Raw genomic sequence first — 23,195 nt, forward strand, 5'->3', positions numbered from 1 at the left:
CTCATGGCTGACTCGACTCTCGCGCTCGACGTCGTGAAGGCAGACGGCAAGAAGGCCGGCTCCGTGGAGCTGCCCGCCGCCCTGTTCGACGTCAAGACGAACATCCCGCTCATCCACCAGGTCGTCGTCGCGCAGCTCGCGGCGGCTCGCCAGGGAACTCACTCGACCAAGCGTCGCGGTGAGGTCTCGGGCGCCGGCCGCAAGCCCTTCAAGCAGAAGGGCACCGGTAACGCCCGTCAGGGCTCGATCCGCGCGCCGCACATGACCGGCGGTGGCATCGTGCACGGCCCGAAGCCGCGCGACTACTCGCAGCGCACGCCCAAGAAGATGATCGCTGCCGCCCTGCTGGGCGCGCTCAGCGACCGTGCTCGTGGCGAGCGTCTGCACGTCGTGGAGTCCTTCGGCATCGAGGGTGCTCCCTCGACCAAGGCTGCGACGACCGTGCTGACCGCGCTCGGCGCGACCAAGAACGTCCTGGTTGTCATCGACCGCGACGACGAGCTCACCACGCTGAGCGTGCGCAACCTCGCGTACGTGCACGTGCTGTACTCCGACCAGCTGAACGCCTACGACGTGATCGTCTCGGACGACATCGTCTTCACCAAGGCCGCCTACGACGCGTTCGTCGCGTCGAAGTCCGGCGCCACCGAGGAGGTCTCGGCATGAGCAGCATCGCCGCCAACAAGGACCCGCGCGAGATCATCCTGAAGCCGGTCGTCTCGGAGAAGAGCTACGGGCTCATCGACGAGGGCAAGTACACGTTCCTCGTGGACCCCCGCGCCACGAAGACCGAGATCAAGCTCGCGATCGAGAAGATCTTCGGCGTCAAGGTCGCCGCGGTCAACACGATCAACCGCGTCGGCAAGGCCCGCCGCACCCGCTTCGGCACCGGCAAGCGCAAGGACACCAAGCGCGCCATCGTGACCCTGAAGTCGGGCACCATCGACATCTTCACGGCAGTCGGCTGACGGTCGGGATAGAGGACTAGAGATATGGCTATTCGCAAGTACAAGCCCACGACCCCGGGTCGCCGCGGCTCGTCGGTGGCCGACTTCGCCGAGATCACCCGATCGACGCCCGAGAAGTCGCTCCTCCGCCCGCTGAGCAAGACCGGTGGCCGCAACAACCAGGGCCGCATCACCACGCGTCACATCGGTGGTGGCCACAAGCGCCAGTACCGCGTGATCGACTTCCGTCGCAACGACAAGGACGGCGTCAACGCGAAGGTCGCTCACATCGAGTACGACCCCAACCGCACCGCGCGCATCGCGCTGCTGCACTACTTCGACGGCGAGAAGCGTTACATCCTCGCGCCGAACAAGCTGGCGCAGGGCGACATCGTCGAGTCGGGTGCCTCGGCCGACATCAAGCCGGGCAACAACCTGCCGCTGAAGAACATCCCCACCGGTACTGTGATCCACGCGATCGAGCTCCGCCCCGGCGGCGGTGCCAAGCTGGCGCGTTCGGCCGGCGTCTCGGTGCGTCTCGTCGCCAAGGACGGTCCCTACGCCCAGCTGCGTCTGCCCTCGGGCGAGATCCGCAACGTCGACGCGCGCTGCCGCGCGACCGTCGGCGAGGTCGGCAACGCCGAGCAGTCGAACATCAACTGGGGCAAGGCCGGCCGCAACCGCTGGAAGGGCATCCGCCCGACCGTTCGCGGTGTCGCGATGAACCCCGTCGACCACCCCCACGGTGGTGGCGAGGGCAAGACCTCCGGTGGTCGTCACCCTGTTTCGCCGTGGGGCCAGGCCGAAGGCCGCACCCGTCACGCGAACAAGGAAAGTGACAAGTACATCGTCCGTCGTCGCAACGCCGGCAAGAAGCGCAAGTAGGAGTAGAGGAAGATGCCTCGTAGCCTTAAGAAGGGCCCCTTCGTCGACGAGCACCTGCTTCGCAAGGTCGTCGTCCAGAACGAAGCCGGTTCCAAGAACGTCATCAAGACCTGGTCGCGTCGCTCGATGATCGTGCCGGCCATGCTCGGCCACACGATCGCCGTGCACGACGGTCGCAAGCACATCCCTGTGTTCGTGACCGAGACCATGGTCGGCCACAAGCTGGGCGAATTCGCGCCCACCCGCACCTTCCGCGGCCACGTGAAGGACGACAAGAAGGGCCGTCGCCGCTAAGGCGACGCAAGAGGAGAGAGAAATGGTGGAGTCCATCGCACGCGTGCGACACATCCGCGTGACCCCTCAGAAGGCTCGTCGTGTCGTCGCGCTCATCAAGGGCAAGCAGGCCGAGGAGGCCCTGGCCATCCTCAAGTTCGCACCGCAGGGTGCGAGCGAGCCGATCTACAAGCTCGTCGCCTCGGCGATCGCGAACGCTCGCGTGAAGGCCGACAAGGACAGCGAGTTCCTGGACGAGCAGGACCTGTACGTGCAGAACGCGTACGTGGACGAGGGCACGACGCTCAAGCGTTTCCGCCCCCGTGCCCAGGGTCGCGCGTTCCAGATCAAGAAGCGCACGAGCCACATCACGGTCGTGCTCTCGACGCCGGCGACCGCTGATTCGGCCCCGGCTGCCAAGACCAAGAAGGCGAGCAAGTAATGGGACAGAAGGTAAACCCGTACGGCTTCCGCCTCGGCATCACCACGGACCACGTGTCGCGGTGGTTCTCGGACTCGACGAAGCCGGGCCAGCGCTACGCCGACTACGTGGCCGAGGACATCAAGATCCGTCGCCTGCTGACGACGTCGCTCGACCGAGCCGGCGTCAGCAACATCGAGATCGAGCGCACGCGTGACCGCGTCCGCGTCGACATCCACACCGCCCGCCCGGGCATCGTGATCGGTCGCCGCGGCGCCGAGGCCGAGCGCATCCGCTCCGACCTCGAGAAGCTCACCGGCAAGCAGATCCAGCTGAACATCCTCGAGGTCAAGAACCCCGAGGCCGACGCTCAGCTCGTCGCGCAGGGCATCGCCGAGCAGCTCACCGCACGCGTGGCTTTCCGCCGCGCGATGCGCAAGGGTCTGCAGGGCGCCCAGCGTGCCGGCGCCAAGGGCGTCCGCATCCAGGTCTCCGGCCGCCTCGGCGGCGCCGAGATGAGCCGCTCGGAGTTCTACCGCGAGGGTCGTGTGCCGCTGCACACACTCCGCGCGAACATCGACTACGGCTTCTACGAGGCCAAGACCACCTTCGGCCGCATCGGCGTGAAGGTCTGGATCTACAAGGGCGACCTCACCAACAAGGAACTCGCGCGCGAGCAGGCCAACGCCCCGAAGTCCCGCGGTCGCGACGACCGTGGTGGCGACCGTCGTCGTGGCCCCCGCAACGAGGCCCCCGTCGCAGAAGGAGCGTCTGCCTGATGCTTATTCCCCGTAAGGTCAAGTACCGCAAGCAGCACCACCCGGGTCGCTCGGGCCAGGCCACCGGCGGCACCAAGGTGTCGTTCGGCGAGTTCGGCATCCAGGCGCTCACGCCGGCGTACGTGACGAACCGTCAGATCGAGTCCGCTCGTATCGCGATGACCCGTCACATCAAGCGTGGCGGCAAGGTGTGGATCAACATCTACCCCGACCGTCCGCTCACCAAGAAGCCGGCCGAGACCCGCATGGGTTCCGGTAAGGGTTCGCCGGAGTGGTGGGTCGCCAACGTCAAGCCGGGTCGCGTCCTCTTCGAGGTCGCGGGCGTCAACGAGGAACTCGCTCGTGAGGCCCTGACCCGTGCCATCCACAAGCTGCCTCTCAAGGCACGCATCATCAAGCGCGAGGAGGGCGACGCGTAATGGCGATCGGCACCAAGACGCTCGCCCCGAGCGAGCTCGATACGTTCGAAGACCAGCGCCTGGTCGAGGAGCTGCGCAAGGCCAAGGAAGAGCTGTTCAACCTGCGCTTCCAGTCGGCCACCGGCCAGCTCGAGAGCCACGGCCGCATCCGTGCGGTCAAGCGCGACATCGCGCGGCTCTACACCGTCATCCGTGAGCGCGAGCTCGGCATCCGTGCCACTCCCGCCCCCGTAGAGACGGCGACCAAGGCGAAGAAGACGAAGGCCAAGAAAGCGGATGCCGCTGACGAGGCCACGAAGGAAGAGGCCGAGTGATGGCTGAGACCAAGAAGAAGGCTGCCGAGCCGGCAGTCGTCGAGCAGACGGCCGGCCACGAGTCGTCCGCGCACGACGTGCGCGACGCCGACGCTCGCGGGTACCGCAAGGCCCGCCGCGGCTACGTCGTCAGCGACAAGATGGACAAGACGATCGTCGTCGAGGTCGAGGACCGCGTGAAGCACCCGCTTTACGGCAAGGTCATCCGCCGCACCTCGAAGGTCAAGGCGCACGATGAGGGCAACACTGCCGGCATCGGCGACCTCGTCGTCATCAACGAGACCCGCCCGCTGAGCGCCACCAAGCGCTGGCGTCTGGTGGAGATCCTCGAGAAGGCGAAGTAAGCCATGCTTCAGAACGAATCCCGTCTCAAGGTCGCCGACAACACCGGCGCCAAGGAGCTGCTGACCATCCGTGTGCTCGGTGGGTCGAACCGGCGCTACGCCGGCATCGGCGACATCATCGTCGCCACGGTCAAGGACGCGATCCCCGGCGGCAACGTGAAGAAGGGCGATGTGGTCAAGGCCGTCATCGTCCGTACCGTCAAGTCCACCCGTCGTCCCGACGGGTCCTACATCAAGTTCGACGAGAACGCCGCCGTGATCCTGAAGAACGACGGGGAGCCCCGCGGCACCCGCATCTTCGGGCCGGTCGGTCGTGAGCTTCGCGACAAGAAGTTCATGAAGATCGTCTCGCTCGCCCCGGAGGTCATTTGATCATGGCGAAGATCAAGAAGGGCGACCTGGTTCAGGTCATCTCGGGCGCCAAGCCCGAGCGCGGCGGAGACCGCGGTAAGCAGGGCAAGGTCCTCGAGGTCCTGGCCGAGCAGAACCGCGTCATCGTCGAGGGCGTGAACTTCGTCACCAAGCACAACCGCGTGGGCCAGTCCCAGCGCGGCACCAAGACGGGCGGCATCGAGACGATGGAAGCCCCGATCCACATCTCCAACGTCGCCGTCGTCGACCCCTCGACCAAGAAGCCGACCCGCGTCGGCCACCGCGTCGAGGAGCAGACGAAGGATGGCGTGAAGCGCACGGTCCGCGTGCGCTACGCGAAGAAGTCAGGCAAGGACCTCTGAATATGAGCACCACTGCCGCGCCCGCTGGCAAAATCCAGCCGCGCCTGAAGCAGAAGTACAACGCCGAGATCAAGAAGGCCCTGCAGGAGGAGTTCGGCTACCCGAACGTCATGCAGATCCCCGGTCTGGTCAAGGTCGTCGTGAACACCGGTGTCGGTGAGGCCGCTCGCGACAGCAAGGTGATCGATGGTGCGGTCGACGACCTCACCAAGATCACCGGTCAGAAGCCCGTCGTCACGAAGGCCCGCAAGTCGATCGCGCAGTTCAAGCTGCGTGAGGGACAGGCCATCGGCGCGCACGTCACCCTTCGTGGCGACCGCGCGTGGGAGTTCGTGGACCGTCTGGTCAACCTCGCGCTGCCCCGCATCCGTGACTTCCGTGGCCTGTCGGGCAAGCAGTTCGACGGCAACGGCAACTACACCTTCGGTCTCCAGGAGCAAGCCGTGTTCCACGAGATCAACCAGGACAAGATCGACCGCGTCCGCGGCTTCGACATCACGGTCGTGACGTCGGCGAAGACGGATGCCGAAGGCCGTGCGCTGCTGCGCCACCTCGGCTTCCCCTTCCGCAACGAAGACCAGCAGGCCTGATCGACGGATGCCCCTGCCGGCGCGCCGCGCAGGCGGGGCATCCGGTCTCCACAACTGAAGATCGTCATCATGGAAGGTCGTCTGTCGTGTAACGGCAGCCGAAACCTCCTGAACAAAGGAATCAACTCATGACAATGACAGACCCGGTCGCAGACATGCTGACCCGTCTGCGCAACGCGAACTCGGCGCACCACGACTCCGTGTCGCTGCCGAGCTCCAAGCTCAAGACCCACATCGCCGACATCCTCAAGCAGGAGGGCTACATCGCCTCGTGGGACGTCAGTGACGCCCGCGTCGGCCAGACCCTCACCCTGACGCTCAAGTACGGCCCGAACCGCGAGCGGTCGATCGCCGGCATCAAGCGCGTGTCCAAGCCGGGCCTGCGCGTCTACGCGAAGTCGACCGAGATCCCCCGCGTGCTCGGTGGCCTCGGCGTCGCCATCCTGTCCACTTCCTCCGGTCTTCTCACCGACCGTCAGGCCGAGCAGAAGGGCGTGGGTGGGGAAGTCCTCGCCTACGTGTGGTGATCTGACATGTCGCGTATCGGTCGTCTCCCGATCGACATCCCCGCCGGTGTGACCGTCACGGTCGAGGGCCAGGGTGTCGCCGTCAAGGGTCCCAAGGGTGAGCTCGCGCTGACCGTGGCCCGTCCCATCGAGGTCAAGGTCGAAGACGGACAGGTCGTCGTGACCCGTCCCGATGACGAGCGCGAGTCGCGTTCGCTCCACGGCCTGACCCGCACGCTCATCAGCAACAACATCATCGGTGTCACCCAGGGCTACACCAAGGGCCTCGAGGTCGTCGGCACGGGCTACCGTGTCGCGCAGAAGGGCAGCGCGATCGAGTTCGCGCTCGGCTTCTCGCACCCCGTGCTCGTGGAGCCGCCCGCCGGCATCACCTTCGCGGTGGAGGGCAACAACAAGGTCACCGTGAGCGGCATCGACAAGCAGGCCGTCGGCGAGGCGGCTGCCAACATCCGCAAGATCCGCAAGCCCGAGCCGTACAAGGGCAAGGGTGTGCGCTACGCCGGCGAGGTCGTCCGGCGCAAGGCCGGAAAGAGTGGTAAGTAACCATGGCTGTTAAGACGAAGACCGACGCCCGCGCGCGTCGTCACGCCCGCCTTCGCAAGAAGGTCGTCGGCACCCCTGAGCGTCCGCGCCTGGTCGTCACCCGTTCGGCACGTCACGTGTTCGTCCAGATCGTGGACGACAGCAAGGGCCACACGCTGGCCTCGGCGTCGACCCTCGAGACCGACCTGCGCGTGTCCGATGACGACAAGACCGCCAAGGCCCGCAAGGTCGGCGAGCTGCTCGCCGAGCGTGCGAAGGCCGCCGGCGTGTCCGCCGTCGTGTTCGACCGTGGTGGCAACCGCTACGCGGGTCGTGTCGCCGCGATCGCCGAAGGCGCCCGCGAAGGAGGTCTGAACCTGTGACCGAGAACAAGGAGAACAACGTGACCGAGCAGGCTGCTGCCGAGGCTCCGGCCGAGGCCGCTACGGCGCCCGCCGAGCGCGAGCGCGAGCCGCGTCGCGGCGGTCGCGAGCGCAACCAGACGCGTGGTGACCGTGGTGGTCGCGACCGCAACGAGAGCCAGTTCCTCGAGCGCGTCGTCACCATCAACCGCGTGTCGAAGGTCGTCAAGGGCGGTCGCCGGTTCAGCTTCACCGCGCTCGTCGTCGTCGGCGACGGCAACGGTGTGGTCGGAGTCGGCTACGGCAAGGCCCGTGAGGTCCCGCTGGCGATCTCGAAGGGCGTCGAGGAGGCCAAGCGCAACTTCTTCCGCGTGCCCCGCGTCGGTGCGACCATCCCGCACCCGGTGCAGGGTGAGGCCGCTGCCGGTGTGGTGCTGCTGCGCCCCGCCTCGGCCGGTACCGGTGTCATCGCCGGTGGTCCGGTGCGTGCCGTGCTCGAGTGCGCCGGGATCCACGACGTGCTGTCGAAGTCGCTCGGCTCGTCGAACACGATCAACATCGTCCACGCGACGGTGGAGGCCCTGAAGCAGCTCGAGGAGCCCCGTGCGGTCGCCGCGCGTCGCGGACTCGAGTTCGACCAGGTCGCCCCCGCCCGTCTCGTCCGTGCCGAGGCTGAGGCCGCGGCCGCCGCGAAGGCAGGTGTCTGATGGCTGCGCGTCTGAAGGTCACGCAGGTCAAGTCCAAGGTGAGTGAGAAGCAGAACCAGCGTGACACGCTGCGTTCGCTCGGTCTGAAGCGGATCGGCGACTCGGTCGTCCGTCCTGACGACGCGCAGACGCGCGGTTACGTCCGGACCGTCGCTCACCTCGTGAAGGTTGAGGAGATCGACTGATGGCTGAGAAGGCCGAGAAGAACGAGGCCGTCGAGGCGGAGAAGACTGCTCCCGCCAAGAAGGCTCCCGCGAACAAGGCTGCCGCCAAGCCGGCTGCCGACAAGGCTGCCGCCAAGCCGGCCGCCGACAAGGCTGAGAAGGCTGCCGCAAAGCCGGCCGCCGCCAAGGCTGAGAAGGCGCCTGCTGCCAAGAAGGCTCCGGCCAAGAAGGCGGCTCCGAAGGCCGATGCTCCGGCATCGCGCCCCGGCGTGCTGAAGGTGCACCACCTGCGTCCGGTTCCCGGATCGAACACCCCCAAGACCCGTGTGGGTCGCGGTGAGGCGTCGAAGGGCAAGACCGCCGGTCGTGGCACCAAGGGCACGAAGGCCCGCTACCAGGTCAAGGTGGGCTTCGAGGGTGGGCAGATGCCTCTGCACATGCGCACCCCGAAGCTGCGCGGATTCAAGAACCCGTTCCGCGTCGAGTACCAGGTCGTGAACCTGGAGAAGCTCGCGGAGTTGTACCCGGCCGGTGGCGACGTCACCGTCGGCGACCTGGTCGCCAAGGGTGCGGTGCGCAAGAACGAGAAGGTCAAGGTGCTCGGCACCGGCGACATCTCGGTGAAGCTCAACGTCGCGGTCGACAAGGTCTCGGGTTCCGCCGAGCAGAAGATCGTCGCCGCGGGCGGCACCGTCAAGTAAGCGGTCACAGTGGGGGTCGGAGCTTGCTCCGGCCCCCACTGGGTTACCCTGGACGTCGGTACGTCGCCGTGCGTACCGGCATCCCCTCTGGAGGAGTCCTCTTGTTCAGCGCCATCGCGCGGGTCTTCCGCACTCCCGACCTTCGGCGGAAGATCGCTTTCACCCTGGCGATCATCGCCCTGTACCGCTTCGGCGCGCACGTGCCGGCGCCGTTCGTCGACTTCCCGAACGTGCAGTCCTGTCTGGACCAGTCGCAGAGCACAGAGGGCCTGCTGTCGCTGGTCAACCTGTTCTCGGGCGGCGCGCTGCTGCAGCTGTCGATCTTCGCCCTCGGCGTCATGCCGTACATCACGGCGACGATCATCACGCAGCTCCTGCGCGTGGTCATCCCGCACTTCGAGACGCTCTACAAAGAGGGCCAGGCGGGTCAGTCGAGGCTGACGCAGTACACCCGGTACCTGACGATCGCGCTCGCGCTCCTCCAGTCCACGACGCTGGTCACCGTCGCTCGCAGCGGACAGCTGTTCGGCACCACGGGCATCCCCGAGTGCGAGCAGCTGCTCACCAACGACGTGTGGTGGGCGCAGTTGCTCATGATCATCACGATGACCGCCGGCACCGGCCTCATCATGTGGTTCGCCGAGCTCGTGACCGAGCGCGGCATCGGCAACGGCATGTCGCTGCTGATCTTCACCTCGATCGCAGCCACCTTCCCGGCGGCCATGGGCGCCATCTGGGCCTCGCGCGGCTTCGAGGTGTTCCTTCTGGTCCTGGCGGTCGGCATCGTCGTCGTCGCCCTCGTCGTCTTCGTCGAGCAGTCACAGCGCCGCATCCCGGTGCAGTACGCCAAGCGCATGGTCGGCAGGCGTACATACGGCGGCACGAACACGTACATCCCGATCAAGGTCAACATGGCGGGCGTCGTGCCGGTCATCTTCGCCTCGTCGCTGCTGTACATCCCCGCGCTCATCGCGCAGTTCAACATGCAGCCCGACGCCGACAACACGATCCCCGGCTGGGTGCAGTGGATCCAGACGTACTTCACCAACGGCGACAGCCCCATCTACATGGCGGTGTACTTCCTCCTCATCGTCGGTTTCACCTACTTCTACGTCGCGATCACGTTCAACCCGGTCGAGGTCGCCGACAACATGAAGAAGTACGGCGGGTTCATCCCCGGCATCCGTGCCGGCCGTCCGACCGCCGAGTACCTCGACTACGTCCTCACGCGCATCACGCTGCCCGGCTCGCTGTACCTCGGTCTCATCGCGCTCATCCCGCTCATCGCGCTGGCCACGGTCGGTGCGAACCAGAACTTCCCGTTCGGCGGCGCGTCGATCCTGATCATCGTCGGTGTCGGCCTCGAGACGGTCAAGCAGATCGACGCGCAGCTGCAGCAGCGCCATTACGAAGGGCTCCTCCGATGACAGCTCGCCTCCTCATCGTCGGCCCGCAGGGCTCGGGCAAGGGCACGCAGGGCGTCCGCATCGCCGAGACCTTCGGCGTCCTCCCCGTCTCGACCGGCGACGTCTTCCGCGCCGCCGTGTCGGCCGGCACACCGCTCGGCGAGCAGGTCAAGGCGATCATCGAGGCGGGCGATCTGGTGCCCGACGAGCTCACGAGCGCCGTCGTGCGCGACCGGCTCGCGCAGCCCGATGCCGCAGACGGCTTCCTGCTCGACGGCTACCCGCGCAACATCGCGCAGGTCGCCCACCTCGAGGAGTTCCTCGAGGGTCGTGGCGAGTCCCTCGACGCCGTGATCGAGCTCGATGTGCCGCGCGATGAGAGCATCGCCCGGCTGTCACGCCGCGCCGCCGAGCAGGGTCGCAGCGATGACACCGAAGAGGGCATCGCGAACCGCCTCGCGATCTACGAGCGCGAGACGGCGCCCATCCTCGACGTGTACCGCACGCGCGGGATCGTCGACCGGATCGACGGCGTCGGCTCGCTCGACGAGATCACCCAGCGCATCATCGCGGCGCTCGAGGCGCGCGGGCTCGACCGCCCCGCCGCCGCCTAGTCGTGTCGCTGCGCCGCTCGATCTACAAGACGCCCGCCCAGCTGCGGGCGATGGTGGAGCCCGGCCTGATCACCGCTGCGGCACTCGAGGCCGTGCGCGAGCTGATCGCACCGGGGGTCACCACGGCGGAGCTGGATGCCGCGGCATCCGATGTCATCACCGCCCGGGGCGCGAAGTCGAACTTCCAGATGGTGCGCGGGTACCGCCACACCATCTGCGCCTCGGTGAACGAGCAGGTCGTCCACGGCATCCCGGGCGACCGTGCGCTCGAGCCGGGCGACATCCTGTCGATCGACGCCGGTGCTGAGTACAAGGGCTGGAACGGCGATTCGGCGTTCACCTTGGTCGTTCCGGATGCTGCCCGCCCGGAGCTCGTCGCCGAACGGCAGCGACTGTCGGACGTCACCGAGGGGTCGCTGTGGGCCGGCATCGCCGCGCTGGCGACGGCCAAGCACCTCGACGAGGTCGGCGCCGCGATCCAGGAGTACATCGAGGCCAACTCGCCGGGTTCCTCGGACGGCGCGGGGGGCTCGTACGGGATCCTGCGCGAGTACGTGGGGCACGGCATCGGCCGCAAGATGCACGAGTCGCCGTCGGTGTTCAACTATCGCGTGGCCGACCCCGGCCCCGAGGTGCGACCGGGCCTGGCCCTCGCGATCGAGCCGATGGTCGTCATCGGAGACCAGGCGACATTCGTCGAGGACGACGGCTGGACGGTGTCGACGATCGACGGCACGGCAGGCTCCCACTGGGAACATAGCGTCGCCGTGCATGATGACGGTATCTGGGTGCTGACCGCACCTGACGGCGGTGCCGCCGGCCTTGCGCCTTTCGGCGTGACGCCGCGCGAGCTCGCATAGTTTTCGGCGCCGGATGGTCGGCGCAGGGTTTCGTAAGGAGTCGACATGGCACAGGGTGCGCGCAAGGTCAATTGGTTCGCGATCTGGGTGAGCGCCGCGGTCGTCGCCGCGCTGGTGATCGTCGCCGTGCTCGTCGTGACACTCAACAACGCGGCGGCCCCCCGGCCGGTGCCCACCGACGTGAATCCGCCCAGCGCCGCGGGCATCGAGGTCGAGACCGGAGCGATCCTCATCGGCGACGGCGAGAACCGCCTCGACACCTACATCGACTTCATGTGCCCGGTCTGCAACCAGTTCGAGCAGATCTACGGCGCTGAGATCGAGGGCATGGTCGAGGACGGCAGCATCACGCTCGGCATCCACCCGATCGCGATCCTCGACGACCGGTCCCGGGGCACGCAGTACTCCACGCGCGCGGCGAACGCGGCATACTGCGTCGCCGAGGCCGACCCCACGGCGTCACTGTCGTTCCTGCAGGCGATGTTCGCGAATCAGCCCGCCGAGGGTTCGAGCGGCCTGACGAACAACGAGATGCTTCAGATCGCGTCGGGCGTCGGCGTCACCGGCATCGACGCGTGCGTGAACGACGGCACCTACGCCGGCTACGTCACCGAGATGACCCCGCAGACCCCGATCCAGCCCGGGTCGGAGGGCATCGGCACGCCCACCGTCGCGGTCAACGGCCAGGTCATCTCCAACAGCCAGCTCCCCGAGCCGGGCCAGCTCGCCACGCTCTTCGAGTAGGCCGCCGGCACCGGCGCAGGCAGGCCGGCGCGGCGGCGATCCACCATCGCGACGCTGGTTTGCCGAGGCATCCGATATCACGTATGATTGATCTTTGGTGCGTTGCGCCTATATTGGCGTGTCGCCGCACCGAATCCCATCCACCGCAGACCGGCCGGTCTGCAGAAGCGTAAGCGAGTATATGGCGAAGAAAGACGGTGTCATCGAGATCGAGGGCGTGATCTCCGAGGCGTTGCCCAACGCGATGTTCCGCGTCGAGCTCACCAACGGACACAAGGTGCTCGCCACGATCTCAGGCAAGATGCGGCAGAACTACATCCGCATCATCCCCGAGGACCGCGTGGTCGTGGAGCTCAGCCCCTACGACCTGACCCGCGGCCGCATCGTCTACCGCTACCGCTAGACCGGTCGAGAAGTAACGCCCCAGGCGTGCCCGAGAGGGTCGTGCCTGCCCGGCGAAGACAGCGAAACAGGAAAATCATGAAGGTCAATCCCTCCGTCAAGCCCATCTGCGACCACTGCAAGGTCATCCGCCGCCACGGCCGCGTCATGGTGATCTGCAAGAGCAACCCGCGTCACAAGCAGCGCCAGGGCTGACGGATGCCGCGGCTCGCGGCATCCCGAATCTCATAACTCAATACACACACGGCAGCATCAGAACCCGTCCTCGACAGAGGCCGGCGGACACCTCGGGCGGAGGCCCGGGCACCGATGCTGCTCCACACCTCCACTCACTCCTTAGGAGAACCGCATGGCACGTCTTGCTGGCGTGGACATCCCGCGCGACAAGCGCGTGGTGATCGCACTCACCTACATCTACGGCGTCGGCCGTACCCGCTCGAACGAGATCCTCAAGGCGACGGAGATCGACGAGAACGTCCGCGTCAAGGACCTCAGCGACGAGCAGCTCGTTGCGCTCCGCGACTACATCGAAGGCAACTACAAGGTCGAAGGTGACCTTCGCCGCGAAGTGACCGCCGACATCCGCCGCAAGGTCGAGATCGGCTCCTACGAGGGCATCCGCCACCGCCGCGGCCTCCCGGTGCGCGGTCAGCGCACGAAGACGAACGCTCGCACCCGCAAGGGCCCGAAGCGCACCGTCGCCGGCAAGAAGAAGGCGCGCTAAGGCGCGGCCCCCAGGGTTTAGGAGAGCAGAGCAATGGCACAGGCCAAGACCGCCGCGCGCAAGCCGCGCCGCAAGGAGAAGAAGAACATCGCGTTGGGCCAGGCCCACATCAAGTCGACGTTCAACAACACGATCGTTTCGATCACCGACCCGTCGGGCGCCGTCATCAGCTGGGCGTCGTCGGGTGGCGTGGGCTTCAAGGGCTCGCGCAAGTCGACGCCGTACGCCGCCGGCATGGCCGCGGAGTCCGCTGCCCGCCAGGCGCAGGAGCACGGCGTCAAGAAGGTCGACGTCTTCGTGAAGGGCCCCGGCTCGGGTCGCGAGACCGCGATCCGCTCGCTGCAGGCCGCCGGCCTCGAGGTCGGTTCGATCCAGGACGTCACGCCCCAGGCTCACAACGGCTGCCGTCCGCCGAAGCGCCGCCGCGTCTGAACTTTCGCAGCCGGGGCACCGTCATGGTGCCCCGGCAACCGTTCGTTTGCGGATGCCTCTGCCCGGGGCATCCCTCGAGTAAAACTCAACACCTCACCAACCGCACGTGTCATATAGCGGGCACGTGATCGAAAGGAACACATAGTGCTCATCGCACAGCGTCCCACTCTGACCGAGGAGAAGGTCGGGGAGTTCCGCAGCCGTTTCGTCATCGAGCCGCTGGAGCCCGGCTTCGGCTACACGATCGGCAACGCGCTGCGTCGCAGCCTCCTGTCGTCCATCCCCGGCGCGGCCGTGACGTCGATCCGCATCGACGGCGTCCTCCACGAGTTCAGCACCATCCCGGGTGTCAAGGAGGATGTCACCGAGATCATCCTCAACATCAAGCAGCTGGTCGTCTCCAGCGAGCGCGATGAGCCCATCACCGCGTACCTGCGCAAGACCGGTGCCGGTCAGGTCACCGCCGCCGACATCTCCGCTCCCGCGGGCGTCGAGGTGCACAACCCCGAGCTGGTCATCGCGACGCTCAACGACACCGCGAAGTTCGAGCTCGAGCTGACGATCGAGCGTGGCCGCGGCTACGTCTCGGCGACGCAGAACCGCAACGAGTACGCTGAGGCCGGTCAGGTCCCGATCGACTCGATCTACTCGCCCGTCCTCAAGGTGTCGTACCGCGTCGAGGCGACGCGTGCCGGTGAGCGCACCGACTTCGACAAGCTCATCCTGGACGTCGAGACCAAGTCGTCGATGGCCCCGCGTGACGCCGTCGCGTCGGCCGGCCGCACCCTGACCGAGCTGTTCGGTCTGGCGCGCGAGCTGAACGTCGAGGCCGAGGGCATCGAGATCGGCCCCGCGCCGGTCGAGACCGTCCTGTCGAACGAGCTGTCGATGCCGATCGAAGACCTCGATCTGTCGGTCCGTTCGTACAACTGCCTCAAGCGCGAGGGCATCAACACCGTGTCGGAGCTCGTGGCCCTGTCCGAGACGCAGCTCATGAACATCCGCAACTTCGGTCAGAAGTCGGTCGACGAGGTGCGCGACAAGCTCGTCTCACTCGGCCTGTCGCTGAAGGACTCGGTCCCCGGGTTCGACGGTGCGCACTTCTACGGCGGCTACGACGACGAGACCGTCTGACCGGATGCCTCAGCCCGAGGCATCCGTCATATCGACCGACTTTTCCCACTGGAGTAATTGAGAATGCCCAAGCCCACGAAGGGTCCCCGCCTCGGAGGCGGTCCCGCACACGAGCGCCTGCTGCTTGCGAACCTCGCCGCGGCCCTCTTCACGCACAAGTCGATCAAGACGACCGAGACCAAGGCCAAGCGTCTGCGTCCGCTCGCCGAGCGCCTCATCACGTTCGCGAAGCGCGGCGACCTGCACGCGCGCCGTCGCGTGCTGTCGATCATCGGCGACAAGTCGGTCGTGCACGAGCTCTTCACCGAGATCGCGCCGCTGGTCGCCGACCGTGAGGGTGGCTACACCCGCATCACGAAGGTCGGCAACCGCAAGGGCGACAACGCCCCCATGGCCGTCATCGAGCTCGTGCTCGAGCCCGTCACCAAGAAGCCGTCCGCCAAGAAGGCGGCCAAGGCGGATGCCGCTGCCCCGGCTGCTGCTGCCCCTGCCGCTGACGCTGCCGAGGAGTCGAACGTGAGCGACGAGCCCATCGAAGACACCACTGCCGAGGAGTCGGCGACCGCGGCCGGCGCCGAGTCCCCCGAGGAGGGCGCTGCCGCCGAGGCTGCTGCCGAGGACGCCGTCGAGGCCCCCGCCGAGGAGAAGTCCGAGTAATCGGACCGCCGGGCGTCGCCGTCCGGCCGAGCCGGGACATCCTGTTCCGGCGTCCCTTGCACCCGCGAGACCCGCGGCCCTTCGGGCCGCGGGTCTCGCTGCGTTCCCGCTCGGTTCCGCCGCCCGTCCTCCGGGTGTTTCCACCCCCTGTGTCGCCGCCGAGCATGTGGGTTTCCCGCCGAGCATGTGCCTCTCGCGCCGAGCATGTGGGTTTCTCGCCGAGCATGTGGGTTTCTCGCCGAGCATGTGGGTTTCTCGCCGAGCATGTGGGTTTCTCGCCGAGCATGTGCCTCTCGCGCCGAGCATGTGGGGCATGGTCGCTGAGAAACCGACATGGTCGCTGAGAAACCGACATGGTCGCGGGGTCGCGGGGTCGCGGGGCGGAGCGGTCGCTCGGACCCACGCAACCGCGGGGCGAGGGGTTACGGGGTGAGGTCGATGCCCAGGTTGCTCTCGATGCGGCGGATGGCGTTCGCGCGGCGCTCGAGGTGATCGCGCTCGGCGGCGTCGACGGCGTCTGCGATCGTCTCGGCGAAGAGCCGCCCTCCTTCGCCGCCCGGATGCACATGGTCGCCGGCGAGCAGGTCGACCCGGGCAGAGATCGCGCCCGACCAGTCGGCGATGCTCACGTTGTGCCGCGCGTCGGCGAAAGCCTGCAGATCGGCGTTGACACCGGGAATCCAATCGCGCGGAGCGTACGCGTTCACGAGCACGAGGTGCCGCTCCGGGCCGATCGCGGCCGCCATCCGCTCGAGCGACTCGATGTTGACCGGGCCGTTCGTTCCGAGGGCGACGACGACGTAGGGTCTCAGCACGCCGCCGGCGGCAAGGGAGTCCAGGATGCCGGGACCCGCCCAGATCGACCGCGACACCTCCGCGTCCACCGCGATGCCGGGCAGGCGTTCGAGCAGCCCTCTGGCCGACGCCAGCATGACCGAGTCGCCGACGGCGGTGATGCGGTCACCGGAAACGTGGACGGCGGCCGGGTCTGCAGCATCCGTCGCCCCCGGCTCGCCCGAAGCGCCCGGAGCCTCCGTCGCGCCGGGAGTCGCGGTCGCGTCCGCGGTTTCCGTCGCGTCAGGAGTCGCGGTCGCGCCAGGGTCGCCGCCGATCTCGGCCTCCCGCTGCGCCTGCTCGAGCGCGTGGCGGCCGGCGGCGACGACGGCTTCGCTGGTCGACGCGGCGGGGGCGGCGGCGATCGCGGCGCCTGTTCCGGCGACGAAGACCACGCCCGCGAGCGCGACCCCGATCGCGCGGATGCGGGCGCGCGGGCCGCTGCGCAAGCGCGCGGCGAGCACGCGGGCCGAGCCGCGCAGTCCGCGGCGGCGCACCGGCATTTCGACGAAGCGATATGACAGAGCGGATGCCACGGCCGTCGCCGCGAGCACTCCGAGGCCGATCCACACCGGTACGCCGGCGGAGGTTCCTGTGCCGGCGAAGGCGGCGACGGCGAGCACGAGCAGCGGCCAGTGCCACAGGTAGATGCCGTAGGAGCGGTCGCCGATCCAGCGCAGCGGAGCGACATCGATCGCCGGTCCGAACCAGGAACCGGGCCAGACGCCCGCCGTGATCGCGACTGCGGTGAGCACGCTCGCGACGAGCAGGGCACCCGGGAAGGTGGCGGCGGAGTCGACCGGCGGGAGCATCGAGACCGCGACAACGCCGAGGATCGCGAGGATGCCGGCGATCCCGGTGACCAGACGGGCGCGGGGCGCATCGACCCACGCGGGTCGGGTCACGCGTGCGACGGACGGCGGCGCCTCCGTGGCGACGGGGCCGGTGCCCCCGCCGAACCTGGGGATCACGACCATCCACCCAGGGGCGAGTGCGGCGGTGGACGGTGACGCGGGAGCGGGCGGAGCAGGCGGCCGCGCGAGCATCGGTGCCAGGAGGAAGGCGAGTCCCACCCCGAGGAGGAGCCCGAAGGCGTGCGTGTCGGTGCCGAAGTACGCGCGGGTGAGGTCGTCGCCGCGATCGACCGCGGTGCCCATCCACACCGCTGATGCGGTGGCGAGGGCCAACGCGACGCCGACCCGTGCCCACGCGCGCGGCAGGAGCAGGAAGATCGGGAACAGCAGCGGCCACAGCACGTAGAACTGCTCCTCGACCGCGAGCGACCAGAAGTTGCGGAAGAGTTCGGGAGTGGCGGCGGCGAAGTATCCGCTGCCGGCCGCGATCGAGACCCAGTTGTAGCTGAACGTCGCCGCGCCGAGGACCTGTGCGCCCAGATGCACGAGCACGTCGCCGCCGATCAGCCACGCCAGCGTCGAGCAGACCACCACGACGAGGGCGAGCGCGGGGAGTAGGCGCCGGGCACGGCGTTGCCAGAACGCGCGCAACCCGACTCGTCCGGTCGCGTCGTGCTCGCGCAGGAGCAGGCTCGTGATGAGGAATCCGCTGATGACGAAGAAGACGTCGACCCCGACGAAGCCGCCGGGCAGCAGCGCCGGCGGAAACAGGTGATAGACCACGACGAGTGTCACCGCGATCGCGCGCAGCCCATCGAGACCCCGGTAGCGAGCGGGGCGTTCGGCGGGCGCGTTCGACGTCATGAAGTTCTCTCGAGGGGGGAACCGCAATTCTACGACGGGGCCTCTGGACTCTCCCCGTGAACCTTTTGTCCAGCATCCCGTGCCGTGTCGCCCTGCCCCCCCGTCAGTGCCGCGACCATGTCGGTTCTCCCGCGACCATGTCGGTTTCGCAGCGACCATGTCGGTTCTCGCGCCGAGCATGTCGGTTCTCCCGCGACCATGTCGGTTCTCCCGCGACCATGTCGGTTCTCCCGCGACCATGTCGGTTTCGCAGCGAGCATGCCCCACATGCTCGGCGAGAAACCCACATGCTCGGCGCGAGAGGCACATGGTCGGCGCGAGAGGCACATGCTCGGCGAGAAACCCACATGCTCGGCGAGGACGGCACATGCTCGGCGAGAAACCCACATGCTCGGCGAGAGACCCACATGGTGGGCGAGGCGTGGGAGCCGCGCCGAGCCAGCGAGGCGGCGGGGGATAGCGGGGGATAGGCTCCAGGGGTGCGGATTCGGCTCGACATCGCGTATGACGGCACGCACTTCCGTGGGTGGGCCCGCCAGCCCGGTCTGCGCACGGTGCAAGAGACGCTCGAGTCCGCGCTCGGGCGGGTGCTCGGGGGCGACCCACGGCTGGTCGTCGCGGGACGGACGGATGCCGGAGTCCACGCCAGCGGCCAGGTCGCACACGTCGACCTCGACGAAGCCCAGGACGCGCGGCTGCTCGCGCGCCGTCCGCGCGCCGGACACACCTCGGCGCCCGAGGACCGCGTCACGGCTCTCGCAGCCCGCATGACCGGCGTGGTCGGCTCCTACTCCGACGTCGCGGTCACGCGCTCCGCGCCGGCCGCGCCCGGCTTCGACGCCCGCTTCTCGGCCGTGTGGCGGCGTTACGAGTACCGCATCGCCGACACGGTGACCGGGTACGACCCGCTCGAGCGGCATCGCACGACCTCGGTGCGGGCATCCCTGGATCACGAGGCGATGGATGCCGCGGCCCGCAGCCTCATCGGTCTGCATGACTTCGCCGCCTACTGCAAGCCCCGCGAAGAGGCGACGACGATCCGCACGCTGCTCGAGTTCGACTGGCGCAGGGACGCCGCGGGCGTGCTCGTGGCGAACGTGAAGGCCGATGCCTTCTGCCACAGCATGGTGCGTGCCCTCGTGGGAGCGTGCGTCGCCGTCGGGGAGGGCCGGCTCGATGCCGAGGACGTCGTCGACATCCGCGACGCCCGCGACCGCGTGCCCGACGTGAAGGTGCTGGCGGCGCGCGGGCTGACGCTCACCGCGGTGGGCTATCCCGCCGACGAACTCCTCGCCCAGCGCGCCGAGCAGACCCGGGCACGCCGCGACCGCGAGTGACGGGGCCACGCCGCTAGACTGTCCCGGCCGTTGCTGAGCGGCGCATGCCCTGTGGGGCCGACGTGCCAGGGGGCGAAATGAGCAGGATTCGACGATTCGCCGGGATCGCGGCGCTGAGTGCGCTGGCTGCGAGCGTACTGGCGGGCTGCGGCCCGGCGCCGTGGCAGATGGATGCCGCGCCCACGAGTTCGTCCACGGGCACCGCGGTGCCGACTCCGGTGCCCAACGACCTCTCGGGTGGGGCGACGCAGCGCGAGCTGGTGGCCGGCGCGGTGAGCGCTGCGGTGGACTACTGGTCGACGCTGTCGATGGACCGGTGGACGGCCGAGGCGATCAAGCCGGTCAGCCTGTCGATGCTCACCACGGTGCAGCCAGACGACGGGCAGAAGGTCTACCTCCAGCGCGCGTCGATGACCGCCGTGCCGTCAGCCGGATCCCAGACGCTCGCAGCGCTAGAGCCGCAGACCGACGCCGCGACGGTGAGCCCGGGCTACCTCGTGCTCTCGCCCTACAGCTACTCGCAGACCTTCAACGTCGGGCCGGTGCCCGATGACGCCACGCTCGTCACGCTGCACTTCACGTACGACTTCCTGGTGCAGACCACGCCGACCTCGAGCGAGTACGCCAAGCAGACGGCGACCGACACGCTCACCGTGGCTCTGACCGGCTGATCAGACGGTCGACGACCGTCGCCCCGACGCGCTCCCACCGGTCGCCGCCCTTCTCGCTGGCGATCACCGCAGCCTCGCGAGCTGTGTAGACGAGGGCGTCCAGGTCGTAGCCGAGGACGGATGCCGGAGCCCAGCCCGCGCTCGCGGTGGGACGGATGGGCAGGCTGCCCGAAGCATCGAGAGAGGGCACGCGCTCGAGGGTGGTGCGCAGGCTGTCGCGCACCGAGGCGTCCGGGCGGGGCATCAGCGCGACGACGGAGCCGGGTGAGGGCGCCACGATGTCGGATTCGGCTGGGAGCGTCGCTCGCACCTCCTCCTCGAAACGGGCGGCGAGGGCCGCGGAGGCGCTCGCACCCGCGGTCTGGCGGATGTCGATGGCGTCGTCGAGCCGCAGGTAGACCACTGACCACGCCTCGCCGGTCTGCTGCGCGCGCAGCAGGCGATCGGAAGCGGTCCGTTCGAAGCGCTGCCATTCCGTCGAGGGGCCGCCGGTGCGCGTCAGCGCGGCGTCGCGCGTCGGAAGCCCGACGACGGCGACCAGCGCGCAGCCGACGTACGCGAGCATTCCGATCGACGAGAGCAGTCGCTGCAGCGCGAAGTCGTCGCCGCTCGAGGGAGGGAAGACGAAGCCGGCGGCGAACGATGCGAGACCGGCGACGACGAAGACGGCCGAGATGACCGCGAGCGGCAGCAGCAGGCGGTCGTTCCTGCGCGCGGGCGCCCGCATCCAATCCAGGACGAACAGCCCTGCGAAGACGGATGCCGCGAGGAAGCCGGTTCGGTATGCCCATGTGTACCAGGCCGGCCCCGGGGCGAGGGCGAGCGCGAGAGCGCAAGTCACCGCCAGGACGATGCCGGTCCACGCGTGCGGGCGCAGCCCCCACTGGGCGCGGAAACCCGACCACAGCAGGGCGGGTGCGCCCAGCAGGGCTCCGAGCGCGGCGCGGCGCAGCGATTCGTTGTCGCTCAGGTCTCCCATGACGACGCCGTACGTCGCCACCATGGCCAGGACGAACGCGAACCCCCAGTACAGCGTGGCCGTACTCGGCTTGATGAGGAATGCTATCCCGATGGTCAGCACCGTGGCCAGGGTGGTGATCGCCGCATGGGCGATGCCGAGCTCGAAGCCGGATCCGGCGAAGACGTCGCTCATGGCCGGCTCCCTGGGTGCGTGGCGGGGCGGTGCGCACCGCGGGGGAGGCGCACGGTGACGGTGGTGCCGATTCCCTCGGTGCTGTCGATGGTCAGTGTGCCATCGTGTGCCGCGACGATCTCACGGGTGATCCCGAGACCGAGGCCGGTGCCGGTAGCGGTCTCGCGCGCGTGGGCGCTGCGGAAGTACGGCGTCATCACGCGGGCGAGGTCGACGGCCGGGATACCGATGCCGGTGTCGGTGACCATGAGCGTCATCGCCTCGCCGGCGGCCTCGCCGACGATGCGCACGCGTCCGTCCGGGGGCGTGTACTTGATCGCGTTGCTGACGATGTTGTCGACGACCTGGCGAAGGCGGAAGCCGTCGGCGGTGACGGGCAGCGGCTCGGAGGCCTGAACCTCGAGTGCGACATCGTTCGCGTGCGCGGTCGGGCGGAACGAGGCGACGGAGTCCAGCACGATGGATCGCAGGTCGATGTCGTCGAAGTCGTCACGTCCGCTGAAGTCCTTGCGTGAGGCCGAGAGCATGCTGTTGGTCATCTCGAGCATGCGTTCGCTCGCGTGCAGGATCGCCTCGAAGCGCCCGCGGGTGCGGGGCGCGAGGTCGTCGGCTTCGAGCGCGAGCTCGGCGTTGCCGATCATCACGGTGAGGGGGTGCTTCAGCTCGTGCGAGGCCATCGCAGTCAGTCGTTCGCGCTCGCGCTGCGCGTAGGTCATGGCCGTCACATCGTGCACCACGAGCAGGATGCCCGATCCTTCGTCTCCGACGGCGCCCAGGCGCTTGGCTGTCACCGAGAGAACCCGCCATTCGCCCTCGGGGGTGAACAGCCACACGGAGGCATCGGTGAACGTCTCGCCGCGCAGCGCGCGGGAAAAGGGCCGTTCCGACAGAGGGACCGGCATTCCGCGCAAGCCGGTGTACTCGACGGATCGCGCCGGGAGCAACGGATCGCGTGTGTCGAGCCCGTACAGCCGCGAGTACGCGTCGTTGACGGCGAGCACACGCCCGTCATCGGCGATGCGCGCGATGCCGGTGTCGATGCCGTTGAGCACCTCGGCCGTACGACGTTCCTGGTCGGATCGGCGTTGCGCCGTCGTGGTCAGGCGCTCGGCCTGGCGACCCAGCAGACGCCGCAGCGACCGGGTGCGGCGCAGCGCGAGGTGAGAGGTGATGCCGATGAAGGTGAGCGAGAGCAGCACGATGAACACGCGCAGCGCGGATTCGGCCCCTGGCTCCATTGCGGTCTCGACGAGCAGGCTGATGCCGATCGTGCCGAGCATCGCGGCGAGGGCGATCACGCCGAAGTGCATGCCCACCCACATGACAGGGAAGACCCAGAGGAATCCGAACCGCAGATCGGTCGTGGCCCCGATGAGGCCGATCGCGATCGCGTCGGCGAACGGCACCGTGAGCACCCACGCGGGAGGCAGCCGTCCCCAAGGGATGGCGAGGGTGGCAAGCGTGATGGCGATCACCGCGACGGCACCCACTCCGTAGGTCCAGCGGACGAAGACCGTCGGCTGCAACGCGAGCACCAGCAGGTTGATGATCACGAAGCTCGCGGCCAGCACCAGCTGTGTCAGCCACACCGAACGGGTGCGCGGATCGGGCGCGCGCAGCGTGAACGCCGCCTTCGCCAACCCCCCGGTAGCCATGTGGCGATTCTATGGGCGGTCGGCGCGGGCGCCTTGCGGAGGCCTTGCGGTTGTCTTGCGCAGACCTTGCGCCGGCGTGACGGATGCCGCGGCGGACCGTTGCGGATGCTCCATGACACTTGATCGCGGGCCGACAACGGCTCCCTCATCCCGAAGGAACGATCG

Annotated in this window: 33 protein-coding genes; 30 read left to right on the top strand and 3 right to left on the bottom strand. The window is 68.2% G+C overall.

Annotated features, from left to right (window positions below; genetic code table 11):
• The first annotated feature begins 3 nt into the window (after nt 1-3).
• The 28 genes from rplD to rplQ all read left to right on the top strand — a co-directional run bounded on the left by rplD (nt 4) and on the right by rplQ (nt 15,662).
• Nucleotides 4-666, top strand: coding sequence for a 50S ribosomal protein L4 (rplD, locus tag K0817_RS15990; protein WP_219982646.1), 663 nt, complete (start codon nt 4-6; stop codon nt 664-666).
• A complete protein-coding gene (gene rplW, locus K0817_RS15995) occupies nt 663-968 on the top strand; it encodes a 50S ribosomal protein L23 (protein WP_219982647.1) in 306 nt (101 codons plus the stop codon). The genes rplD and rplW overlap by 4 nt, the downstream gene beginning before the upstream one ends.
• A gap of 24 nt (nt 969-992) precedes the next feature.
• Entirely contained in the window at nt 993-1,832 is an 840-nt protein-coding gene (rplB, locus tag K0817_RS16000) for a 50S ribosomal protein L2 (protein ID WP_219982649.1), read from the top strand.
• Between the two features lie 12 nt (nt 1,833-1,844).
• The gene (gene rpsS / locus K0817_RS16005) at nt 1,845-2,126 is read left to right on the top strand and encodes a 30S ribosomal protein S19 (RefSeq protein ID WP_019181724.1); all 282 of its coding nucleotides are present in this window, start codon (nt 1,845-1,847) and stop codon (nt 2,124-2,126) included.
• Between the two features lie 22 nt (nt 2,127-2,148).
• Nucleotides 2,149-2,547 (top strand): 50S ribosomal protein L22, encoded by a 399-nt coding sequence (gene rplV / locus K0817_RS16010; protein ID WP_219982652.1) that lies wholly within the window; start codon nt 2,149-2,151, stop codon nt 2,545-2,547.
• On the top strand, nt 2,547-3,305 hold the full coding sequence (gene rpsC, locus K0817_RS16015; protein WP_219982656.1) for a 30S ribosomal protein S3: 759 nt from the start codon (nt 2,547-2,549) through the stop codon (nt 3,303-3,305). The genes rplV and rpsC overlap by 1 nt, the downstream gene beginning before the upstream one ends.
• Entirely contained in the window at nt 3,305-3,724 is a 420-nt protein-coding gene (rplP, locus tag K0817_RS16020) for a 50S ribosomal protein L16 (RefSeq protein ID WP_018171451.1), read from the top strand. The genes rpsC and rplP overlap by 1 nt, the downstream gene beginning before the upstream one ends.
• Nucleotides 3,724-4,038, top strand: a complete 315-nt coding sequence (rpmC, locus tag K0817_RS16025) for a 50S ribosomal protein L29 (protein WP_019181721.1) — start codon at nt 3,724-3,726, stop codon at nt 4,036-4,038. The genes rplP and rpmC overlap by 1 nt, the downstream gene beginning before the upstream one ends.
• On the top strand, nt 4,038-4,382 hold the full coding sequence (rpsQ, locus tag K0817_RS18600) for a 30S ribosomal protein S17 (protein ID WP_301340042.1): 345 nt from the start codon (nt 4,038-4,040) through the stop codon (nt 4,380-4,382). The genes rpmC and rpsQ overlap by 1 nt, the downstream gene beginning before the upstream one ends.
• A 3-nt stretch (nt 4,383-4,385) precedes the next feature.
• Nucleotides 4,386-4,754, top strand: a complete 369-nt coding sequence (gene rplN, locus K0817_RS16035; RefSeq protein WP_219982658.1) for a 50S ribosomal protein L14 — start codon at nt 4,386-4,388, stop codon at nt 4,752-4,754.
• 2 nt (nt 4,755-4,756) lie between these two features.
• The gene (gene rplX / locus K0817_RS16040; RefSeq protein ID WP_019181718.1) at nt 4,757-5,116 is read left to right on the top strand and encodes a 50S ribosomal protein L24; all 360 of its coding nucleotides are present in this window, start codon (nt 4,757-4,759) and stop codon (nt 5,114-5,116) included.
• A 2-nt stretch (nt 5,117-5,118) separates the two neighbouring features.
• A complete protein-coding gene (gene rplE, locus K0817_RS16045) occupies nt 5,119-5,706 on the top strand; it encodes a 50S ribosomal protein L5 (protein WP_219982662.1) in 588 nt (195 codons plus the stop codon).
• Nucleotides 5,707-5,834: 128 nt separating this feature from the next.
• Nucleotides 5,835-6,233: a 30S ribosomal protein S8 gene (gene rpsH, locus K0817_RS16050; RefSeq protein ID WP_219982667.1), complete on the top strand. Its 399-nt coding sequence runs from the start codon at nt 5,835-5,837 to the stop codon at nt 6,231-6,233.
• 6 nt (nt 6,234-6,239) lie between these two features.
• Nucleotides 6,240-6,776, top strand: coding sequence for a 50S ribosomal protein L6 (gene rplF, locus K0817_RS16055; RefSeq protein ID WP_219982669.1), 537 nt, complete (start codon nt 6,240-6,242; stop codon nt 6,774-6,776).
• A 2-nt stretch (nt 6,777-6,778) separates the two neighbouring features.
• Entirely contained in the window at nt 6,779-7,138 is a 360-nt protein-coding gene (gene rplR / locus K0817_RS16060; RefSeq protein ID WP_219982671.1) for a 50S ribosomal protein L18, read from the top strand.
• A complete protein-coding gene (gene rpsE, locus K0817_RS16065) occupies nt 7,135-7,824 on the top strand; it encodes a 30S ribosomal protein S5 (protein ID WP_219982673.1) in 690 nt (229 codons plus the stop codon). Before rplR ends, rpsE begins: the two co-directional genes overlap by 4 nt.
• On the top strand, nt 7,824-8,009 hold the full coding sequence (gene rpmD / locus K0817_RS16070) for a 50S ribosomal protein L30 (protein ID WP_018171461.1): 186 nt from the start codon (nt 7,824-7,826) through the stop codon (nt 8,007-8,009). The genes rpsE and rpmD overlap by 1 nt, the downstream gene beginning before the upstream one ends.
• The gene (rplO, locus tag K0817_RS16075) at nt 8,009-8,689 is read left to right on the top strand and encodes a 50S ribosomal protein L15 (RefSeq protein WP_219982675.1); all 681 of its coding nucleotides are present in this window, start codon (nt 8,009-8,011) and stop codon (nt 8,687-8,689) included. Before rpmD ends, rplO begins: the two co-directional genes overlap by 1 nt.
• Before the next feature lie 101 nt (nt 8,690-8,790).
• On the top strand, nt 8,791-10,116 hold the full coding sequence (gene secY, locus K0817_RS16080; protein WP_219982677.1) for a preprotein translocase subunit SecY: 1,326 nt from the start codon (nt 8,791-8,793) through the stop codon (nt 10,114-10,116).
• A complete protein-coding gene (locus K0817_RS16085; protein ID WP_219982679.1) occupies nt 10,113-10,709 on the top strand; it encodes an adenylate kinase in 597 nt (198 codons plus the stop codon). The genes secY and K0817_RS16085 overlap by 4 nt, the downstream gene beginning before the upstream one ends.
• Nucleotides 10,710-10,711: 2 nt before the next feature.
• Nucleotides 10,712-11,569 (top strand): type I methionyl aminopeptidase, encoded by an 858-nt coding sequence (map, locus tag K0817_RS16090; protein ID WP_219982681.1) that lies wholly within the window; start codon nt 10,712-10,714, stop codon nt 11,567-11,569.
• Between the two features lie 45 nt (nt 11,570-11,614).
• Nucleotides 11,615-12,313 (top strand): thioredoxin domain-containing protein, encoded by a 699-nt coding sequence (locus K0817_RS16095; protein ID WP_219982683.1) that lies wholly within the window; start codon nt 11,615-11,617, stop codon nt 12,311-12,313.
• 181 nt (nt 12,314-12,494) lie between these two features.
• Nucleotides 12,495-12,716 (top strand): translation initiation factor IF-1, encoded by a 222-nt coding sequence (gene infA, locus K0817_RS16100; protein WP_028496510.1) that lies wholly within the window; start codon nt 12,495-12,497, stop codon nt 12,714-12,716.
• Between the two features lie 77 nt (nt 12,717-12,793).
• Nucleotides 12,794-12,910: a 50S ribosomal protein L36 gene (rpmJ, locus tag K0817_RS16105; RefSeq protein WP_005050492.1), complete on the top strand. Its 117-nt coding sequence runs from the start codon at nt 12,794-12,796 to the stop codon at nt 12,908-12,910.
• Nucleotides 12,911-13,064: 154 nt separating this feature from the next.
• A complete protein-coding gene (rpsM, locus tag K0817_RS16110; RefSeq protein WP_219982687.1) occupies nt 13,065-13,439 on the top strand; it encodes a 30S ribosomal protein S13 in 375 nt (124 codons plus the stop codon).
• A 33-nt stretch (nt 13,440-13,472) separates the two neighbouring features.
• Complete coding sequence (gene rpsK / locus K0817_RS16115; RefSeq protein WP_056117708.1) at nt 13,473-13,871, top strand: 30S ribosomal protein S11; 399 nt, start codon at nt 13,473-13,475, stop codon at nt 13,869-13,871.
• Between the two features lie 144 nt (nt 13,872-14,015).
• Nucleotides 14,016-15,005, top strand: a complete 990-nt coding sequence (locus K0817_RS16120) for a DNA-directed RNA polymerase subunit alpha (protein WP_219982690.1) — start codon at nt 14,016-14,018, stop codon at nt 15,003-15,005.
• Nucleotides 15,006-15,068: 63 nt separating this feature from the next.
• Nucleotides 15,069-15,662, top strand: coding sequence for a 50S ribosomal protein L17 (gene rplQ, locus K0817_RS16125; RefSeq protein WP_219982692.1), 594 nt, complete (start codon nt 15,069-15,071; stop codon nt 15,660-15,662).
• A gap of 422 nt (nt 15,663-16,084) precedes the next feature.
• Here the strand turns inward: rplQ and K0817_RS16130 are convergent, their stop codons facing one another.
• Nucleotides 16,085-18,214, bottom strand: a complete 2,130-nt coding sequence (locus K0817_RS16130; RefSeq protein WP_219982695.1) for an acyltransferase family protein — start codon at nt 18,212-18,214, stop codon at nt 16,085-16,087.
• Nucleotides 18,215-18,693: 479 nt separating this feature from the next.
• On the opposite strand from K0817_RS16130, the gene truA reads away from it, so the two are divergent.
• Both truA and K0817_RS16140 read left to right on the top strand, forming a co-directional pair.
• Nucleotides 18,694-19,551: a tRNA pseudouridine(38-40) synthase TruA gene (truA, locus tag K0817_RS16135; RefSeq protein WP_219982698.1), complete on the top strand. Its 858-nt coding sequence runs from the start codon at nt 18,694-18,696 to the stop codon at nt 19,549-19,551.
• 77 nt (nt 19,552-19,628) lie between these two features.
• The gene (locus K0817_RS16140; RefSeq protein ID WP_219982699.1) at nt 19,629-20,222 is read left to right on the top strand and encodes a hypothetical protein; all 594 of its coding nucleotides are present in this window, start codon (nt 19,629-19,631) and stop codon (nt 20,220-20,222) included.
• Here K0817_RS16140 and K0817_RS16145 read toward each other — a convergent pair.
• Entirely contained in the window at nt 20,200-21,375 is a 1,176-nt protein-coding gene (locus tag K0817_RS16145) for a hypothetical protein (RefSeq protein ID WP_219982700.1), read from the bottom strand. The genes K0817_RS16140 and K0817_RS16145 overlap by 23 nt on opposite strands.
• Complete coding sequence (locus K0817_RS16150; protein WP_219982701.1) at nt 21,372-23,030, bottom strand: cell wall metabolism sensor histidine kinase WalK; 1,659 nt, start codon at nt 23,028-23,030, stop codon at nt 21,372-21,374. Before K0817_RS16150 ends, K0817_RS16145 begins: the two co-directional genes overlap by 4 nt.
• Nucleotides 23,031-23,195 lie beyond the last annotated feature (165 nt).

The organism is Microbacterium sp. HD4P20, from assembly GCF_019449275.2.
Lineage (GTDB): Bacteria > Actinomycetota > Actinomycetes > Actinomycetales > Microbacteriaceae > Microbacterium.

Excerpts from the sequence above, each read along its gene's own strand:
- rplD (WP_219982646.1), top strand. The coding sequence starts at position 4 with ATGGCTGACTCGACTCTCGCGCTCGACGTCGTGAAGGCAGACGGCAAG.
- rplW (WP_219982647.1), top strand. The coding sequence starts at position 663 with ATGAGCAGCATCGCCGCCAACAAGGACCCGCGCGAGATCATCCTGAAG.
- rplB (WP_219982649.1), top strand. The coding sequence starts at position 993 with ATGGCTATTCGCAAGTACAAGCCCACGACCCCGGGTCGCCGCGGCTCG.
- rpsS (WP_019181724.1), top strand. The coding sequence starts at position 1,845 with ATGCCTCGTAGCCTTAAGAAGGGCCCCTTCGTCGACGAGCACCTGCTT.
- rplV (WP_219982652.1), top strand. The coding sequence starts at position 2,149 with ATGGTGGAGTCCATCGCACGCGTGCGACACATCCGCGTGACCCCTCAG.
- rpsC (WP_219982656.1), top strand. The coding sequence starts at position 2,547 with ATGGGACAGAAGGTAAACCCGTACGGCTTCCGCCTCGGCATCACCACG.
- rplP (WP_018171451.1), top strand. The coding sequence starts at position 3,305 with ATGCTTATTCCCCGTAAGGTCAAGTACCGCAAGCAGCACCACCCGGGT.
- rpmC (WP_019181721.1), top strand. The coding sequence starts at position 3,724 with ATGGCGATCGGCACCAAGACGCTCGCCCCGAGCGAGCTCGATACGTTC.
- rpsQ (WP_301340042.1), top strand. The coding sequence starts at position 4,038 with ATGGCTGAGACCAAGAAGAAGGCTGCCGAGCCGGCAGTCGTCGAGCAG.
- rplN (WP_219982658.1), top strand. The coding sequence starts at position 4,386 with ATGCTTCAGAACGAATCCCGTCTCAAGGTCGCCGACAACACCGGCGCC.
- rplX (WP_019181718.1), top strand. The coding sequence starts at position 4,757 with ATGGCGAAGATCAAGAAGGGCGACCTGGTTCAGGTCATCTCGGGCGCC.
- rplE (WP_219982662.1), top strand. The coding sequence starts at position 5,119 with ATGAGCACCACTGCCGCGCCCGCTGGCAAAATCCAGCCGCGCCTGAAG.
- rpsH (WP_219982667.1), top strand. The coding sequence starts at position 5,835 with ATGACAATGACAGACCCGGTCGCAGACATGCTGACCCGTCTGCGCAAC.
- rplF (WP_219982669.1), top strand. The coding sequence starts at position 6,240 with ATGTCGCGTATCGGTCGTCTCCCGATCGACATCCCCGCCGGTGTGACC.
- rplR (WP_219982671.1), top strand. The coding sequence starts at position 6,779 with ATGGCTGTTAAGACGAAGACCGACGCCCGCGCGCGTCGTCACGCCCGC.
- rpmD (WP_018171461.1), top strand. The coding sequence starts at position 7,824 with ATGGCTGCGCGTCTGAAGGTCACGCAGGTCAAGTCCAAGGTGAGTGAG.
- rplO (WP_219982675.1), top strand. The coding sequence starts at position 8,009 with ATGGCTGAGAAGGCCGAGAAGAACGAGGCCGTCGAGGCGGAGAAGACT.
- K0817_RS16085 (WP_219982679.1), top strand. The coding sequence starts at position 10,113 with ATGACAGCTCGCCTCCTCATCGTCGGCCCGCAGGGCTCGGGCAAGGGC.
- K0817_RS16095 (WP_219982683.1), top strand. The coding sequence starts at position 11,615 with ATGGCACAGGGTGCGCGCAAGGTCAATTGGTTCGCGATCTGGGTGAGC.
- infA (WP_028496510.1), top strand. The coding sequence starts at position 12,495 with ATGGCGAAGAAAGACGGTGTCATCGAGATCGAGGGCGTGATCTCCGAG.
- rpmJ (WP_005050492.1), top strand. The coding sequence starts at position 12,794 with ATGAAGGTCAATCCCTCCGTCAAGCCCATCTGCGACCACTGCAAGGTC.
- rpsM (WP_219982687.1), top strand. The coding sequence starts at position 13,065 with ATGGCACGTCTTGCTGGCGTGGACATCCCGCGCGACAAGCGCGTGGTG.
- rpsK (WP_056117708.1), top strand. The coding sequence starts at position 13,473 with ATGGCACAGGCCAAGACCGCCGCGCGCAAGCCGCGCCGCAAGGAGAAG.
- rplQ (WP_219982692.1), top strand. The coding sequence starts at position 15,069 with ATGCCCAAGCCCACGAAGGGTCCCCGCCTCGGAGGCGGTCCCGCACAC.
- K0817_RS16130 (WP_219982695.1), bottom strand. The coding sequence starts at position 18,214 with ATGACGTCGAACGCGCCCGCCGAACGCCCCGCTCGCTACCGGGGTCTC.
- K0817_RS16140 (WP_219982699.1), top strand. The coding sequence starts at position 19,629 with ATGAGCAGGATTCGACGATTCGCCGGGATCGCGGCGCTGAGTGCGCTG.
- K0817_RS16145 (WP_219982700.1), bottom strand. The coding sequence starts at position 21,375 with ATGAGCGACGTCTTCGCCGGATCCGGCTTCGAGCTCGGCATCGCCCAT.
- K0817_RS16150 (WP_219982701.1), bottom strand. The coding sequence starts at position 23,030 with ATGGCTACCGGGGGGTTGGCGAAGGCGGCGTTCACGCTGCGCGCGCCC.